The organism is Clostridium sartagoforme (assembly GCF_039521405.1).
Taxonomy (GTDB): domain Bacteria; phylum Bacillota; class Clostridia; order Clostridiales; family Clostridiaceae; genus Clostridium; species Clostridium sartagoforme.
In genome coordinates this window covers 167,036-186,096 of sequence record NZ_BAAACH010000011.1, presented here as the reverse complement: position 1 = coordinate 186,096, position 19,061 = coordinate 167,036, and the positions used below count along the sequence as shown (strand labels likewise).

Sequence of the window (19,061 nt, the reverse complement as noted above, 5' to 3'; positions counted from 1 at the left end):
ATTAATCCCCCTACTTTGTTTTTTCCACTAAAATATAAGAATTTTCTTTTTCTTGATAAACTTCCTTAAAGTCTTTCTTCTTTTCTCGTGCTATAATTTCTAAGACCTTTGGACCACAAAATCCACCTTGGCATCTTCCCATTCCTGGTCTACATCTTCTTTTTACTCCATCTAATGTTATATCTCCAAAAGACCTAGATATGGCATCAACTATTTCTCCTTCAGTTATCACTTCACATCTACAAATTACATTCCCATAAGAAGGATTTTTCTTTATAAGTTCTTGTTTTTCATCCTTAGATAAATCCATAAAATAAAGTTGCTTCCTATTTCCATTAAAAGTTTTATTTTTTTCTTTAGTCAATCCTATAGATTGAAGAATTTCTATTGTCTCTAGTGCAATTGCTGGAGCTGAAGATAAACCCGGAGATTTCATACCCGCTACATCAATAAATCCTTTTACATCCTTTGCTTCTTCTATTATAAAATCATTTGTATCAGGTATTGCTCTAAGCCCTGCAAAATTTCTAATACTTTCTCTAAAGTTAATATTTTCTGTTGTTTTTTTAGTAGTTTCTCTCACATATTCAAGTCCTGTATTAGTTGTTCCAACATCATCTTTATCTTCAAGATTTTCTGCATCTGGACCTACAATAAGATTTCCATGAACTGTAGGTGTTACTAAAATTCCTTTACCAAGAGTTGATGGGCATTGAAAAATTGTATGGCTAAATAAATTACCTTGAGACTTATCCATAACAAAATATTGTCCTCTTCTAGGAGTTATTTTAAAGCTTTCATTACAAATTAAATTGTGAACCTTATCAGCATAAACACCTGCTGCATTAATTATAAATTTTGCTTCTATTATTTCATTTTTACTAGTTGTAATCTTAAAATTCTTATCCTTCTCTATTTTTATTACTTCTGAATCTAATATTATCTCTCCCCCATTTGAAACTCCATTTTCAGCTAAGGCGATTGTATATTCCATAACACCAACTATTCCGCCTGTTGGTGCATATAATGCCTTAAGAACCTTATCTGATATATTTGGCTCCTTATCTAAAATTTCTTCTTTTTCAAGTATTCTTAAATTTTTAACTCCAATTTTTGTTCCATTTTCATATAAATTATTTATAGATTTAACTTCTTCTTCATTAAAAGCAAGCACTAAAGATCCATTTCTTTTAAAAGGAACATCTAGTTCTTTACAAATGTCTTCAAACATTTCATTCCCTTTAACATTAAGTTTTGCCATTAAAGTTCCTTCCTTTGGATCGTATCCAGCATGGACTATTGCAGAATTGGCTTTTGATGTTCCCATAGAAACATCATTTTCCTTTTCGATGATAGTTACCTTTACATTATATTTTGTTAATTCCCTGAAAATAGATGTTCCAATTACCCCAGCACCAATTATTACTACATCATACATATTTTTTACCTCCCATAATTTCATAAAGAATAAAAAAAGCCAAGACAAAATAAAGGTATTACCCTTATTTTGTGCTTGACTCTTATTCTCTAATCGCACTTTATTTTGAAAACAAACTATTTTAGCTATAAGCTTATATAAACTAAAACAAGTTGCTTCGAACTTCTATTATTAAATTCTTTTATATTTGTCTTCATTATACCATATTTCTATATAAAAAAATAGAGTATTCATATAATTATAAATATTTAATTATTTAAATTTATAAAAAGAGTAGATGAATTTATTTCAAGATCATCTACTCTTTTTTAAACTTCTAAATTTTATATAAATTAATTCATTTGTTATTATTTTTTCCTTTTTAATATAACTACTCCAGCAATTGATATTAGTGTTGCTAATAATCCCGTAGCTATAGGTGAGCTTCCTCCTGTATTTGGTAAATCACTATTACCAATAGTACCATTTTTACTCTCCTCTTCAGTTTTATCTCTATCGCCACTTCCGTTGTCATTATTATTTGGTTTTACTTCTAAACTATTTAAAGCTAATTCTAATTCTTTTACTGCCTCATCTACTTCTTTTTGAGTTGTCTCTTCATTATTTAAAACAGTTCTTGCATTGCTTAATCTTGCAACAAGTACATTAGCACTTTCTACAGTAAACTTAGATATATCCACAGCTTTAGCTTTATTTACTAATTCTTCAAGCTTTGATTTATCTGGTATTAATCTTAAATCAAGATAAGCTCTCATTAAGCTATTATAGACTTCATTTATTTCTTCTTGAGTAGCTTCCTGATTATTTAGAACTGCCATAGCATTTTTTAATACTAAATTAAATTTAGCTGATGTTCCTGGTGTAAATTTAGACATATCTACAACTTTTAATTTTATTTCTGATACTAGTTGTTGAAGCTTAGATTTATCAGCAGATACTTCTAATTCTAAATTAGAGAATGCCTTGTTTAAATCTTCGTAAGCTTTTGCTACTTCTTCTTCCATTGCATTTTCATTTGCTATTACTTCATTAGCTTTTAAAAGTTCAACTTGTAGTTCTTCCCAAGTTGAAGATGTATATTTACTTTCATCTAAAGCATTAATTATTTCAACTAGTTTTATAAGTTCTGCCTTATCAGCCTTCTTAAAGTCTAACATATGAATTACATTAACTAGTCTATTTGTAGATAAATCTACTGCAACTTCTGTAGCATTTTTATCCGCTAAAATAGCTTTAGCCTCTTGTAACGCAGCTTCGAATTCTTGAACTACTGCTGGAACAACATTTTCAAGTGCTCCCTCTGCTTTTACATCCTCAGCATAGCCTATAACTAATTCTAATAATGTTTTATCAGCTTCTACTGGCTCTTCTGGAATCTTAGGTGTTATAAATGTTATTCTTCCTGCTTCCGATTTATTTCCTGCTTCATCAAATGCCTTTATACTTAAAGTATATTCTGTTTCAGCTGTAAGTCCAGTTAGCTTTACTGAAGTTTCATCACTAACTGTTGATATTAATATATCACCATTATATATCTCATATCTTACAACACCTATATTGTCAGTTGAAGCTTTCCAGCTAATATCCACACTATTTTGTGTAATATTATCTGTTTTTATTTCCATTGGTATTGTTGGTGCCTCTGTATCAGTTATTGCAATATTTTGATATTCAACCTTTGGTGTAATATGAATAGATGGCCTTGTTGGATTATCAATGTTTTGTGCTTCTACACGAATAAAATCACCCTTTTGAACATTAATAGTAATAGACTCTACATTAATCTTTGTTAAGCTTTGTGTTAATTCATAGGAACTAATTTCTTCTCCATTATGAGTAAAGCTTAATTTAACTTTTCCGCCACTATTCCCGGCTTGACGTAAATATGGCTCATTATCCTTAACTGATAAAATTATTGTTCCAGATTTAGGAACCCTATAAACCATAGAATGTCCTTGTTCACGTCCTGATGTTCCAAGAGTATCAACTAATAATCCATGGGTTATTTCGCTTGGTATTGTTGAGTGATTAGGAGAATCAATTCCTACACCTCCATAATTATTACCATTCCATTGAGGATAAGTAGTATCATAACTCGTCAAATTGCTATATATTCCATTTACTTTCTTTTGAGCAAACCACACATTACCTTGTTTTCCTGTATAATCTAATGCCCATTGATAACTATTTTTAACATTGATAGTATATACATTTTCAGCACCATTTTCGGCAATAACTTTTAATGTCATTCCATCTGAAATACTTCCATCTTTTACTTCACTTGTTCCATCAAAAATCTTAATGGTTGCTGTGCTATGAACAGTTATTCCTTGTATAACTTCTTGTACTTTTGTTGGATTATTTTCAACACTTGGTATATATAAAATCTTTCCGCTTTCTTTTATCATATATATACTATCTTTAATAGAATTATCTTCATTAGCTGAAATAGTATATACCTTTGTTTTACCGTTTGCAGATAAAGTGATTTTACTTCCACCAGTTACGATATCATTTTCTCCTAGTGTTTTTCCAGACACATTTTTGATAACTAAAGTTACATCATCATCATAAGATAAATTTTTTAAGAAATCTTTAACTAATATATTTCTTTCTGTACCTGAAATACTAAAATTTTCATTATTTACTTGATATATAGATGAATACACCTCTAAAGAAGCAACATTTGATTCATATGCTCCAATATCTGGAGTTCCAGCTACCTTATTTCCAAAGAAATCAAAGCCTCCATTATTTGTAATGAATTTACCTGTATTTATTGCTGGGGAATCATTCTGTAATTCATATCCTTCAAATTTGCTTAAGTCATGTGTAATTCTTTTATCACTACTTGGAGTAATACCTGTATATTGCGTAGGCCCATTCCCCGCATTAACAAACTTAGGATCTGATGTAATAGCAGCATTATCTATTGGTAAATTACTATAATTATAATATAAGTTATGGCTATAAGTTACTTTACTATTGCCTCTTGTCCAGTCCTCTGTTTTTTCTGCACCTGCATTATAAATAATATTATTTTCTATAACTGCAACTCCACCTGCCATACCAGGACGTATAAATGGAATGCCCTCTTTCATATAAAATGTATTATTATATATATCCGCTCTAGGATTACCTGGTATATTTAAAACTCCACCTAAATCATTTTCACTTATGTTGTAACGGAATATTGTATTAATTGCATCTATTCCACAAATCATAACTGCGCCGCCACCATTATTATGGCTATAGTTATATTGATATATTGTTCCATCTCCATAATCTGCATCCCAAGCTTGACCATCTTGATTTAAACAAGTATCAAATGCTTCATTATATTGGAATATTGCATCTTTACATTTCCACGGCCAAATAGCTGCTGCAACTCTTCCAGAACCAGTTTCTGAATAGTCAGTTGTATTAATTTGTCTTGCAATTCCATCAGAAACATTATATTCAATAATAGGTCTATCGCAATACATCGTTGTAATAGCATCTCCGCCTGCATCCTTTATATAATTATTTCTGATTTCAACTTTTGTTGATCCATATTTAGCTATTGTTTCATCTGGAATTACAGCAGCTGTGAATTTATCCCAATAAGCTGTATATCCAACAGCTATTCCCCAACGGTTAACATTATCTACAATACAGTTTTCAATCTTTATGTCATTATATCTAGATATTCCTGTTTCTACTTCGTTCTTCGGCTTAAATACGGTAAAATAAATTCCTCCATTATTCATATGCTTATCATAAACATTTCCAATAACATCATGAATATTTAAGCCATCTAAATAAATATGGTCTATAGTTCCTTTATTTTGTGCAACAGCTGCAACTCCTGTACGATTCATAGTATGAAGATAGTTATACTTTGCATCTATTTCTAGGGACTCATTAGTTATCTCCAAATTTCTAATATTAATATACTCTACATCGTACAATAAAATTGATGAGGATACATAACCTTTTAATTTATGGCTAGAACTATCTAATGGTTTTCCATAATCCTGATACCAGATTCCTTGACCATTTGTATTTATTATAGGGTTACTTCCTTCTCCATATTTATCTATTTCAATAGGCGCTTCCTCAGAACCACTGCCTTTAATGTGTAAAAATCCATTTGTAAAGACAGAACCTGCTTCTAACAAAACTCTATCACCAGGATTTAATTCTATTTCATTGATTTTTTGCAAACTATAAAAAGCTTTATTTTCTGATAATCCATCATTATTATCACTACCATCTAATGTACTTACATAATAAGTAGTACCTTTTACTTCATTTCCTAATGTTTCTGCCTTAGCACTTAATGGTAAAGTAAATATATTAAACAGTATTGAGCAGGATAAGGCCATAGAAAGAATTTTCTTTTTCATATTATCTTACCTCCTCATAATTCTTTTCAAACCCTAGTCTTACTTCTGCAGCTGATGCATAAATACTACTTGTAGTTGTATAACTTTCTTCTGCATGCAGTTTTACGTACCTTGCATTAACAGTATTAAAATATGCATATTTTATTGATGTACTTCTTTCCCAAATATTATTTTCTGTTGTGATCTTAGTCCATTCATCACCTGCATTTTCTTTAATATAAATTGCATACTTTGTTATTATTCCATTTGCAACACTAGTCCTTGGAACATATTTTAACATTGAAATAGGTTGAACTTTTCCCATATCAATACTTATCCATGCTTCTTCCCTTCTGCATCCATTCCAATTTGTGTGCCATATAGTAGATAAATTATCATCTAGTGCAAAACTTCCTGGACCTTCTGTTGAATTACCTTCTTGATGGCTTCCATCAGTTGCAGTCATACCTACTACAGAATATTCTACAAATTCTTTTTTAATAATAATTGTATATTCCTTGACTGAATTATCATCAAAAGTTACCCTTAATTTATCATCATTCTTTATAACTTCTCCACCAGCTAATTCTTCATTATTTCTTATTACAACTAAATCACTTACCCCTAAATAAGTAAAGCTTTTTAGAAAGTCATCTACATTAGTTCCTATAATTACACCTTCAACAGTACTTTCTCTTATATAATACTTAGTTGACTTAAGTACTTTAAGTATATTTATCACATATTCTTCAGTTGAATTATCTGAGAAAGTTACCTTTAATATATCTTTATCTTTTACGATGCCATCATTACCTAACTCCTCAGTTCCTCTTAATACTTGTAATTTAGTTCCACTAGAATATTTAAAATTATTCTTAAAATCTTCTACTTTTGTTCCACTTATTACTTCCCCTATACCATTTTCATTTATCTTATATACATTTGAGTAGATTTCATTAATTGATCCTTCATCTTTTATATTTACTTCATGAATTCCTATATCAGGAATTAATCCAGATGGATTTCCAAAGAAATCTTTATCCGGTGCTCCTGATATATAAACGCCTGCATTAACTACAGGTGAATCTTCTGAAACCTTATATCCAGAAAATGCACTTAAATCATGAGCTTTACTAATAGTTTCTGTAGGCGCTGAACCTGGATTTATAAACTTTGGATCTTCAGTAATTGCAAATTTATCTGTTCTTGGAGTTGAATTGTATCCATAATACAAATTATTTGTAAAAGTCTTATTGTTTGACGGTTCCCAAGGATCATTCGGATTTTCTGTACTTATATTATAGAAAATATTATTTGCCAAATATCCAGATCCACTGTCTTTATTACCAGTAGCTGGGTGATGTATTCTTGTTGCAAGATCACCACCAACATAAAATACATTGTTATATACTTTAGCTAATGGATTTCCTTGGAACGTAATTAAACACTTTAAGTCATTTTGACTAATGTTATATCTGAATATCCCATTATATGCTTCATTTAAACATATAAGCATAGCACCTCCACCATTGTTATGGCTGTAGTTATATTGATATATTGTTCCATCAGACCAATCGATATCCCACGCTTGACCATCTCCATTGTTTTGGCCAATTGTATCAAAGGCTTCATTATATTGGAATATAGCATCCTTAGTTTTCCATGGCCATATGGCTGCGCAGAAATTTTGCCAATAGCTATATTCAAGCATATCGACTCCTGCTTTATCTGAAACATTTCCTTGTACTATTGGGCGATATGCATACATTACTACTAATGCATCATTTCCAGAATTCTGAACATAATTTTCTTCTATTAAAACATTTGTATGACCATATTTTTCAATAACATCATCACTAATTGCTGTACCATTAAATTTAGCATGATTATAAGTATATCCTACAACTATTCCTGCACGAGATACATCTTTTACATGACATCCTTTAATTAAAATATCTTGGTATCTTGCTATTCCTGTTTTATCTTCATTATCAGGCTTCAGAACATTCATTTGTATTCCACCATTATTCATGTGTTTATCTTGAATATTTCCATCAACATCATGGATAGATAAATTTTCTAGATGAATATACTCCATCGTACCACCATTTTTAGCAATTCCAGCTACACCTGTTCTATCCATTCTTTGAGCTACTTTGTCACTTTCACTTAAATAATCAAAATCATTAGATTTATTTGTTATCTCTAAATTATTTATTTTTATAAAATCTGTATCATAAAGCAGAATTGTAGATGATACATAACCTTTGCTTCTATGACCTGAGTTATCCATAGGTTGTACATAATCTTGATACCAAACCCCTTCACCATTTCCATTGATAACAGGCTTTATATCTCCACCATACTTTGTAATTTCTATTGGATTTTCTTTTGTTCCACTAACATCTTTTAAATGTATAAATCCATTAAACACTGAACCTGATTCTAATAACACTCTATCACCTGGTTGTAATTTAACATCATCGAGTTTATCTAATGTTTCCCATGCCTTATCTTCTGTTGTAGCATCATTACTGTTATTACCATTAAGACTACTTATATAATAATCTCTTCCAACAGCACGAGTAGAATTTTCCTCTGCAAAAGCAATTGATATTCCTATATTATTAAATATTTCAATAAATAGAGTTAAACAAATAACCAGTGCTAACTTTTTTCTCATACTTCCTCCCCCTTATATAATGTTGTTATTACATTTAGTAGAAAAATAAATATATTATTATAAAATTTAAAATACATAATTTAATTGTCTTTTACTTTATATTTTTCTTTGTAAACTTATAAATATTATCAATATCATTACTAATGGCTAAATTCCTAGCACGTTCTTCAACAATTTCATCATAAAGATTTTCCCTCAATACTTTATTAATATTATCTTTCACCTCCTCATAAGGTATGTAGTCGTAACTTACTCGATTAATACATTGAATTAAATATAAACATCCGTTTTGATCTAATACTTGAGTTATCTCCCCCTTTTCAAGCTCTATAGCAATATCTAATACATCTCCCATTACTTTAGCTTTTGCAGATAGCTCTGCCGATAAAATAGTCTCGTGAGACAAATAATCTTTTAATTTTTCATCTTTTGAAGCTAAATATAATAAAGAATTAATATCATCTACCTTTTTACTTACCTCCACCATATGACTTTTTATATCCTTAACCTCTTCTTCATTTAACCCTAAGGACTCATAGTATACCTTTACAAAAGATAATTCGAAGTCATCATTTTTTATAAACAACGTATCTTTATTTTCATCATAATATCTTCTTCCATCATCTGATGAAATTTTCATGCCTTCATTATTTAAATCATTACAATAAGACTTTTGAAGCTTATCTGTTTCATATTCTAAAAAGAGAGCTTCTGTAAATTTAGACAATCCGTAAATTGTTTCTCCCTTCTTTCTACTTTCTTCTCTTTTCTTATTTTCATCATCAAATCGTATTATAAAATCCTTATATTCTACAGAATCTACATATCCTTCTTCTTTTGCTATTTCATAGATACTATGTATCCTTAATAACTCTTCTAAAGTTTTATCTGCTAGAACTTTATAAGGATATTCTCCATTGAAATCCTTTTCCCAAAACTCATTAGTTATTTTAGCTCCATACTTTTCTATGAAATATTGAGTTACATCATACTTTTTACTATTCATTGCGTTTATGTATTCATCGTCATGAATTTTAACGCTAGATATTTCTAACTTTAGACTACTATTATTTTTAAAAAACAAAAATGAACCTGACACTAGTATTAGTAGTACTATACATATCATAAAAAAAGTTATTTTTTTCTTCATTTCTCTCTCCTCTCGTATTAGCTATTTGTAATATATTAGTTAATAACTTATACTATAATCATACCAATAATAGGAAAACACTTCTTGTACGATAAAGTCTGTTTTATGATAAAACTTGTATAATTCGGAATAAAGAAAGGAGATACATATGATTCAAATTAATACAAATACAGCATGTTATAGTTCAACATATATAAACAAGAGTATTATTCAAAGTGCTACTATTCAGAAAAGAGATAACTTTTACTGCTTTCCAAAGCATATACATCAAAATATTGAAGTCTATTATTTTATAGAAGGATTTTGCAAAATGGATATTGCTAAAGAAACTATAGTAGCTGAAGCTGGTAGTCTTGTTATGATACTACCAAATACTGTTCACTCTTTTTATCTAGATTCAGATGTATCATGTAAGTTTATTCATATACATTTTGAACCTTCTGAATTAAATTCTCTTTTTATAAAAGAAAATGAAATTCAAATTGATATTCTCACACTTATATGTTCAATAACAAACTATTATAAATTAATTCCAAATGAAGATATAATTTCATTATTGTATTCAATTCTTAATGAAAAAAACAGCACAGACTTATTTTCTGAAATATTCTGTAATTTACATTTAATCGAAGTTCTACTTTATATTGTAAAGAGAGAAAATATAACATCATTTTTTCTTAGCCCTAAATCAGAAATTACTCCTCGTTACGTTCTATTTGCTTTTAAATATATTCAAAAAAATTATGCTGAAAAAATATTAATATCTGATATTGCAAATCATCTTAACATATCTTCTCGTTATTTAAGTAAGCTATTTAATGAAGCAACTAATTTAACGGTTCTTCAATACTTGAATATTTATAGAATTAATCAGGCTATAAATTTGATGATTACTACAGATAATTCCTTAACTGATATATCTTTAAATGTTGGTCTTGGAGATGTACAGCATTTTTCCAAGCTATTTAAAAATATTATAGGAATTAATCCTCGCAAGTATAAAAAATTATTAATTAAGAATTAACGTACTAAAAGATCTATATATGATATATTGAAAATTTGAAACTTTTATATTTCGATGTAAAAAAGAGTAGATAAATCTCTCTTAGATTCATCTACTCTTTTTTAAATTTCTAAATTTTGAAGTAATTTTATTTCACTTCTTTCATCTCTTCATTCTTTAATTGTTCTACGCAAGTACTAAATCTTTTAAATACACCCAACTTGTTATTTCTTTTAATAATGCTTTATTATCTACTATTTGGCTAACTGTGTATGTTCCTTGCTTAACCCAATCTGGAATTACTTCCCCTGTTGCATAATTATTTCCTATAACTTTTACTTTAGATCCTACTACTATATTTGAAACTGGATATATTTTAACTCCACTACTATTAAATACACTATACCCAGGATTTGCATCTGCACAATCTTTTGCATTTTGCAAGTTACTAAATGCTCCTATTTGTGATGCTGCATCTTCCCATGTTTTTCTAACCCTATATAATTCAGTTGTTGGTGGGTTTAATATATCTAGTTCATCTTGAATCATATTTAAGAACCTTTGCCATCCCATATCTAATGTTCTATGAGGGCAATATTTCCCACTGAAGTCTTGATGTTTTCTAATTTGAGCTATACCCCATCCATATTGTTTTAATAGTGCTGCAACTTCCTTTGCTGCTCTTTTTTCAGCATTTATAAATTTAGTTCCACCTGATTTTGAATAACAAATTTCAACAGATATATAATTTCTGTTTCCATCTCCAGTTGAGCCATCTCCTGCATGCCAAGCATTACGATTAAAAGGTATTCCTTGAATAGCTTCCACATCATCTATTGCAATGTGAAAAGATACACTGTTAGTATTTGATTGCATATAAGATATTTCATTTGATGCAGTTGCATCATTTGCAGTGTTATGAATGCATATCCCCTTTGGTGTCATAGAATATGGACACTTTATACTGTATTTGTCTGATGATATAAGTCTTTGTACTAAAGCCATTTTAAATCCTCTCCTTTTTAATTTAATTTTTATTTTTGAAGCTAGCTTCCTACATCTATTACATATGCACTTTAAAAAATTTTTTAAAAATTTCCTTAAATTATTTTGTAAGTATTTTTTAACTTAATAGATATAGACTTTATGCTATAATATAAATTAATTTTATAGATTAAAATGAGGTGTTTATTTATGAGCTTGAGAGTTCAAGATAATTGTTTAAATGTTAATTGGAATGATGTAGTTAAAATATTAAAAACTGTTGGTATGTCTTATTCTGATAATGAAACTCATAAAATTTCTTTTGAAAACAGCCATACTGTTATATTTGTTTTTGATAATGATACTCTAATGGGATTTGGAAGAGCTATTTCAGATGGTATTAGACAAGCAGCTATTTATGACTTAGCAATAGCTCCAGAATATCAAGGTAAGGGAATTGGAAGATTAATTTTAAATAATATAACTAAAAGACTTCCTAACTGTAACTTCATTTTATATGCTGCAAAAGGGAAGGAGCCTTTCTATGAAAAATTGGGATTCGGGCATTTAAAAACAGGTATGGGATTGTTTATTGATATGGAAAGAATGAAAAATAAAGGATTAATAGAATAATATAAAAAAGTTCCAATACAAAACTACTTTTGTATTGGAACTTTTTAGCGAATATAATTTTTATTTATTATCCAAATATATTTATAAATAAAGTAATTACAGCCGAATTTATGAAATCAATGAATAAACCACCTACAATTGGTACTACAAAATATGGGGTTTCACTAAATCCATATTTATCAGTTAATGCATCCATATTAGCTATTGCATTGGCTGTTGATCCCATTCCAAATCCACAAGCAGCTGATGCAAAAACTGCTGCATCATAATTTCTTCCCATAACTCTAAACATAACTATATAAGCAAAAATCCCCATAAGGATTGTTTGAGAAACAAGCATAACTATCATCGGAATTGCTAGATCAAATAACTCCCATAGCTTTAATCCCATTAATGCTAATGAAAGATAGAAAGAAAGACTAATTCCTCCTATAGTTTCTATTTCCTTGTCTTCAAGTTCAAATTTCTTAAAATCTAGTATGTTTTTTATAACTGCTGCTACAAGCATTGCTCCTATATATGATGGAAACGTTAATCCTAGACTTTGAATATATTTGGTTATAATTGAACCTAACCCCATGGCTATAAATATCCATGATGATGCCTTCATAAGTCTATTATATGATAGAACTGCAGTTTCATCATGATGAAAGTCACTTAAAGGAATATCTTTATCATGATATTCTTTAGATGTTTTAATATTATTTTTCTCTATTAAGGTTTTCGCAATAAAGCCACCTAAAATACTTCCCATCACTAATCCAAATGTTGCTGATGCAAAAGATACTGTAGTAGCCCCACTAACACCAAGATTCTCTAAAAGTGGTCCAAAAGAACCTGATGTTCCATGCCCTCCAACTAAAGGAATTGATCCTGTAGCTAGACCTAATAATGGATTAATATTAAATATTGATGCTAATGAAACACCAACTATATCTTGCAAAATTACAAGTATTACTGACAGTGTCAGAAAAATTGCTACTTTTACTCCTCCATTTTTTAATACTCTAAGACTAGCTGTATATCCTATGCTTGTAAAAAACGCAGTCATAAAAACATTTTGTAATGTAGTGTCTAAACTTATTGATGCTACATTTGTTAACCTTAAAATAAGAGCAATTATCGAAAAAATCATACCTCCAATTACTGCAGACGGTATACAATATTTTTCTAGAAATCTTATTTTTTTTCGCAAGTATCCTCCAAAGTAAAATACAACTGTTGCTAATGCCATTGTTTGAAATATATCTAGTTTAAATTCCATGTATTCACTCACCTCTCTAATATATAAGTCTTATATATTTGTTTTTCTTAAGTTAAACTATATTTAATGAAATGAAATCGTATAAAAAAATAATATAAAATAAAAAAGAGATGCTAAAACATCCCAAATTGGTATAAGGTTCCATTACATACTATCTCTTAACTAATATAAAAAAGATAGAATTAAATATAGTACATCATATTATAAATTAAAATAAATTACTTTTCAATAAAAATTACTCATTTCTATTATGTAATTTATTCAACTCTGTAACACTTTTGATATAATTAACATATTATAGACTATGTGTATTATAAAAATAAATCTTAGTGGAGATGAATTTGCTATGACATGTAATTCAAATAATAGATTCTATAATGATTACACTGATTATGATAATGAATATTATGATGATAATAATTATAATAAGAAAAATAATCATGAAAATGATTATTTTGATAGATTTTATAAAGAACAAGAAAGTAATAAGCATGATAGATGCTGCAAAAATAATGATGACTATGATAAACACGATTGCAAACACCATGATAAATGTTGCAAAAAACAAGAAAATAATCACGAAAGTAAATGTAATGGCAAGAAGCCTGCTTCTTGTTATATATGCTGTATATGTTGTAAAAAAGTTCATGATGATAAGTGCGACAAGAAATCTAATAAGTATGACTATGAAGATTACTTTAATTGGTGTAAATACAATCACGAAAACTCTAGGGAATGCAAATAAATTAGTTATTTTATAACTATGTAATTAAAAATTTATAGACTGTATTTAAATTACTTTATTATAAAATAATTTAGATACAGTCTTTTTACTCTTATATTATCTATATATTTTTATTTAAATTATATAATTTTTTTAAGATGTCACTATTCTTCATCTTGTAATGCATCATATCCATGTTCATTAGTACGAATTTTAATTACGTCTTCTACATCATATATAAATATCTTCCCATCACCAATATTACCTGTATAAAGTACCTTTTTAACTGTGTCAACTAAAGTTTCAATTGGAATCTTACATATTACAACATCTACTTTAACTTTAGGAAGTAATCTTGTATCCATAGGAACTCCTCTAAAGAAGGTTGGATTTCCTTTTTGCATACCATGTCCAAGAACATTTGTAACTGTAAGACCAGTTACTCCAAGATTTCCAAGAGCATCTTGTAATGCAGATAATTTGTTTTGGTTTGTTATTATAGTAACCTTTGTCATCTTATCACCTGAATGTTCTTTATGAACTACAGGAACTGCGACATTTGCTGGAACAGTATCTTTAGAATTATCTGTAACCTCTATATTTATATCTTCAATACTATTTATATATCCATTTCCACTTGCAACTAAAGCAAAATCTGGATAAGCTATATTTCCATGTTCACCAATATCAAGACCTGCTATTTCTTCTTCAGCAGATACACGAATTCCTATTGTCTTTTTAATTAAATACCAAACAAGTAGAGATGAAGCAAATACGAAGGCACCTACAGCAACTATTCCTATAATTTGAGCCCATAACAACTGGAATCCACCACCATAAAATAAACCATTTTGAGTAGATAGGCTTGTAATTCCTTCCTTTGCAAATAGACCAACACAGATTGTCCCAAAAACACCACAAGCTAGATGGACTGCTGTTGCCCCAACAGGATCATCAACCTTTACTTTATCAAAGAACATTACTGCATATACAACTAATATTCCTGCAATAGCACCAATTAATAAAGAAGCTTCAATACTAACATAGGCACAACTTCCTGTAATTGCTACTAAACCTGCAAGACATCCATTTATAGTCATTCCTAAATCAGGTTTTCCTATTATAATCCAAGCAGTGGCAGTAGATGTTAATATAGCTGCAATAGCCGCAGTATTAGTTGTCATTAATATATGCATTACATCATCTGGATTTTGAAAGCTCATAGTAGATCCTGGATTAAATCCAAACCAACCAAGCCAAAGTATAAATAAACCTATAACTGCTAAAGACATATTATGACCTGGAATTGCTTTTATCTTGCCATCTTTGCTGTATTTTCCAATACGTGGTCCAAGGATTAATGCACCAGCAAGTGCCGCCCAACCTCCAACTGAATGAACTACAGTATCACCTGCAAAATCCATAAATCCAATATTTGCAAGCCAACCGCCGCCCCATATCCAGTGACCTACTATTGGATAAATTATTAGAGTTAATACAAACGAGAAGATAATAAATGATAAATATTTTACACGTTCTGCTACAGCACCAGAAACTATAGTTGCTGCAGTTCCACAGAAAACTAATTGAAAGAAAAATTTGCCCCAAAAGGGAACATTTGATGTTAATGTGTCATTATAGAAAGATAAGTCCGCATTTCCTAAAATAAACAAATTTTCTGTTCCTATAAATGGATTATCTCCCCCAAACATTATCCCCCAACCAAGCAGCATAAATCCTAAGGATGAAACTGCAAATACAATAAAGTTTTTTGATAGAATATTAACAGTATTTTTTGATCTTGCAAAACCTGCCTCAACTGATGCAAAACCAAGATTCATAAAGAAAACTAAAATAGCTGCAAGAAATACCCAAACGGTGTCAATTATCATTGTAGAATTCATAATAAATACCCCCTTTATAAAATAAAAAAAGAGAGCAAAGACTTTCTTAATAGAACGTCTTTGCTCTCTCTTTTTTTAATGTTCTAATGATATCACACCAAATATTTGCTGTCAATATTTGAAAATCTATATTTTTAATATTTTTTCTAAATATTTTCCCCTTTAAATTTACTCTGTTCTTAATGCAGTTACCGGATCTTTTTTAGCTGCTTTTTTCGCAGGAATCAAGCCTCCAATTAATGTTAAAATCACACTTAAACCAATTAATATGAAAGCACTACTTACCGGTAATCTGGCATTTATTGTTGTAGTATCAGTTAATGAGTGAATCACTATATTTGTAGGTATTAAAAGCAATAATGTAACAGCAATACCTATCAAACCAGAAAATAACCCGATAATAAATGTTTCTGCATTAAACACTTGACTAATATTACCTTTTGAAGCACCTATTGCACGTAATATACCAATTTCTTTTGTTCTTTCAAGTACTGAAATATAAGTAATAATCCCAATCATTATTGAAGAAACAACTAATGATACTCCAACAAATGCAATCAATACATAAGAAATAACATCTATTATTGTTGTGATTGAAGACATTAATAAAGCAACATAATCAGTATAAGTAATTTTATTTTCTTCTGAAGCACTAGCATTGTATTCTTCTATACATCTTGAAATTTCTTCCTTTGCCTCAAAACTATCCGCATAAATATTAATTGAAGTAGGTGCATCTAAACTAACAACTCCAAATGCACTTAAATTATCATCATAATTACCTGTAGATATATATTCATCATATATCTTAATTAATGTTTCATCACCAGCGCTAGCTAAATATTGATCAAACATACTAGCTAATTCATTTTCCCCCATAGCCATCATTTGTCCTAACATCATATTTTCAGATTTCATAATGGACATAGCTAAGCTTGCTTTATCAGATATACCTAATTGTTCAACATAAGTTTTAGCATCTTTAACTTTTGTTGAATCATCAGCTGGTGTAAATGTCATTCCATTTAATACATTAACTTCTTTATTATCTAATTGTGATTTCACAACAACACTTTCATTTGCGTAATTAATAAGATAATCAGTAAGTAACCTTGTGTATCCTAATGTAGAATTAATGGATAAATTAGCATCTTCCTTTTGACGAATAACTCCGCTAATTTGAAGTTTAACTGCACTATCTAATAGTTCTTCAAGTTGTGCCTCATCCTCAATCAAATCAAATGTGCCATAATGATTCTTTACATATTTATCACTAGCAGGAATTAAGTAAAATTCTTGTTTTGCTATATCCTCATAAGTCCATTGTCTTGTTTCTAAACTAACCTCTTTACCCTCCTCCATATCTTTCATTACCTTTTTATATTCAGAAGCAGGCAATATTCCTAATTCATATAAAGTTTTTGAAGAAATTTCATTATTTTTATTAAGGGCCAATACAACTTCATTATATTTTGTTGGCCATTCACCATATAAAATATCATAACTATCTTTTAAAGCATCGCTAATAACCTTATCACCAGTACCAGGCATCAATTCAGAAAAATTAGAATTTGATCTATTTCCTCCCATAACTGATGGCATTCCGCTAGAGTTACCTCCCATAGCTGGTGGCATTGCCATAGAATTAGAATCTTCAAAAGAACTTCCATCTGTATTAATAAATTTATTTTCACTATCATAAGTAAATGCATCAAATTTCACATCATAAGAATAGACAATACCATTTTCACCAATAAATTGATGAATTTCACTATTTTCATCATCTAAATATTTCTTAAATTGTGTTAGATTGTTTTCACTAATACTTGTTGTCATACTTGATGTCATTTCCAATTCAGTATTATTAGAATAAATTGCATCTAATTCATGATTAACATCTTGATCTTTATTACCAGAATTTTCTCTACCACTTTCAATTATTCCACTTAAATCAAAAGCTTGTGATTCAATGGCAATTGGATAAGAAGTCATTGTATCTTTTTGAATATCTTCTATATAGGTATTTACACCTGTGGATAAAGATAAGATTAATGCTATACCAATAATCCCTATAGATCCTGCAAATGCAGTTAAAAATGTTCTGGCTTTTTTAGTACGAAGATTATTGAAGCTTAATGATAAGGCTGTAAGAAATGACATGGAAGATTTACCCATATTCTTATGTTCTATTACTTCTTTCTCTTCTTCGATAATAAAAGGATCAGTATCCTCTAATATAACCCCATCCTTTACCCTTACAATTCTAGTTGCATATTCTTGAGCTAATTCTGGATTATGAGTAACCATAACAACCAGTCTCTCTTTAGCTACTTCTTTTAATAATTCCATAACCTGCATACTAGTATCACTATCTAAGGCTCCTGTTGGCTCATCAGCAAGTAGAATATCAGGGTTATTAACTAAGGCACGAGCAATGGCAACACGTTGCATTTGGCCACCTGACATTTGATTTGGTTTTTTGTGAATTTGATCACCTAAACCTACTTCTTCTAATGCCTTAATTGCTTTTTTTCTTCTTTCACTCTTAGATATACCTGAAATTGTTAGAGCTAATTCTACATTTGATAATATTGTTTGATGAGGAATTAGGTTATAGCTTTGAAATACAAATCCTATTGTATGATTTCTATATGAATCCCAATCTCTATCAGTATACTTCTTCGTAGAAATATCATTGATAATTAAATCTCCAGAATCATAATGATCTAACCCACCAATAATATTTAATAATGTTGTCTTTCCAGAACCACTAGGTCCTAAAATAGCAACAAATTCATTATTTCTTAAATTCAAACTAACATCATTTAAAGCATTTTGTACCAAATCGCCAGTTATATATTGTTTTTTAATATTTTTAATTTGTAGCATCTTAAAACTCCTTTCCTTTTGT

The 19,061-nt window shown here is 29.4% G+C and carries 11 protein-coding genes; 3 read left to right on the top strand and 8 right to left on the bottom strand.

The genetic code is table 11. From position 1 onward, the window contains the following. Window positions 1-10 precede the first annotated feature (10 nt). The 4 genes from ABDZ60_RS04515 to ABDZ60_RS04500 all read right to left on the bottom strand — a co-directional run bounded on the left by ABDZ60_RS04515 (window position 11) and on the right by ABDZ60_RS04500 (window position 9,638). A complete protein-coding gene (locus ABDZ60_RS04515; protein WP_343776396.1) occupies window positions 11-1,438 on the bottom strand; it encodes an NAD(P)/FAD-dependent oxidoreductase in 1,428 nt (475 codons plus the stop codon). 347 nt (window positions 1,439-1,785) lie between these two features. Beyond that, the gene (locus ABDZ60_RS04510; RefSeq protein ID WP_343776394.1) at window positions 1,786-5,826 is read right to left on the bottom strand and encodes a fibronectin type III domain-containing protein; all 4,041 of its coding nucleotides are present in this window, start codon (window positions 5,824-5,826) and stop codon (window positions 1,786-1,788) included. A gap of 1 nt (window position 5,827) precedes the next feature. After that, on the bottom strand, window positions 5,828-8,488 hold the full coding sequence (locus tag ABDZ60_RS04505) for a discoidin domain-containing protein (protein ID WP_343776392.1): 2,661 nt from the start codon (window positions 8,486-8,488) through the stop codon (window positions 5,828-5,830). A 91-nt stretch (window positions 8,489-8,579) separates the two neighbouring features. Continuing rightward, window positions 8,580-9,638, bottom strand: a complete 1,059-nt coding sequence (locus tag ABDZ60_RS04500; RefSeq protein WP_343776390.1) for a peptidyl-prolyl cis-trans isomerase — start codon at window positions 9,636-9,638, stop codon at window positions 8,580-8,582. A gap of 148 nt (window positions 9,639-9,786) precedes the next feature. On the opposite strand from ABDZ60_RS04500, the gene ABDZ60_RS04495 reads away from it, so the two are divergent. Continuing rightward, a complete protein-coding gene (locus ABDZ60_RS04495; protein ID WP_343776388.1) occupies window positions 9,787-10,662 on the top strand; it encodes an AraC family transcriptional regulator in 876 nt (291 codons plus the stop codon). A gap of 165 nt (window positions 10,663-10,827) precedes the next feature. On the opposite strand, the gene ABDZ60_RS04490 is transcribed toward ABDZ60_RS04495, so the two are convergent. Further along, complete coding sequence (locus ABDZ60_RS04490; protein WP_343776386.1) at window positions 10,828-11,646, bottom strand: peptidoglycan recognition protein family protein; 819 nt, start codon at window positions 11,644-11,646, stop codon at window positions 10,828-10,830. A 189-nt stretch (window positions 11,647-11,835) separates the two neighbouring features. Between ABDZ60_RS04490 and ABDZ60_RS04485 the strand changes: the two genes are divergently transcribed. Next, entirely contained in the window at window positions 11,836-12,258 is a 423-nt protein-coding gene (locus ABDZ60_RS04485) for a GNAT family N-acetyltransferase (RefSeq protein WP_343776384.1), read from the top strand. A gap of 67 nt (window positions 12,259-12,325) precedes the next feature. Here ABDZ60_RS04485 and gltS read toward each other — a convergent pair whose 3' ends face one another. Further along, window positions 12,326-13,522 carry a sodium/glutamate symporter gene (gene gltS, locus ABDZ60_RS04480; RefSeq protein ID WP_343776382.1) on the bottom strand — a complete coding sequence of 399 codons (1,197 nt, stop codon included), beginning with the start codon at window positions 13,520-13,522 and terminating at the stop codon, window positions 12,326-12,328. Window positions 13,523-13,868: 346 nt separating this feature from the next. On the opposite strand from gltS, the gene ABDZ60_RS04475 reads away from it, so the two are divergent. Then, window positions 13,869-14,267 carry a hypothetical protein gene (locus ABDZ60_RS04475; protein ID WP_343776380.1) on the top strand — a complete coding sequence of 133 codons (399 nt, stop codon included), beginning with the start codon at window positions 13,869-13,871 and terminating at the stop codon, window positions 14,265-14,267. 143 nt (window positions 14,268-14,410) lie between these two features. On the opposite strand, the gene ABDZ60_RS04470 is transcribed toward ABDZ60_RS04475, so the two are convergent. Both ABDZ60_RS04470 and ABDZ60_RS04465 read right to left on the bottom strand, forming a co-directional pair. Further along, window positions 14,411-16,150, bottom strand: a complete 1,740-nt coding sequence (locus ABDZ60_RS04470; RefSeq protein ID WP_343776378.1) for an ammonium transporter — start codon at window positions 16,148-16,150, stop codon at window positions 14,411-14,413. A 168-nt stretch (window positions 16,151-16,318) separates the two neighbouring features. Further along, the gene (locus tag ABDZ60_RS04465; protein ID WP_343776376.1) at window positions 16,319-19,039 is read right to left on the bottom strand and encodes an ABC transporter ATP-binding protein/permease; all 2,721 of its coding nucleotides are present in this window, start codon (window positions 19,037-19,039) and stop codon (window positions 16,319-16,321) included. Between the last annotated feature and the right edge of the window lie 22 nt (window positions 19,040-19,061).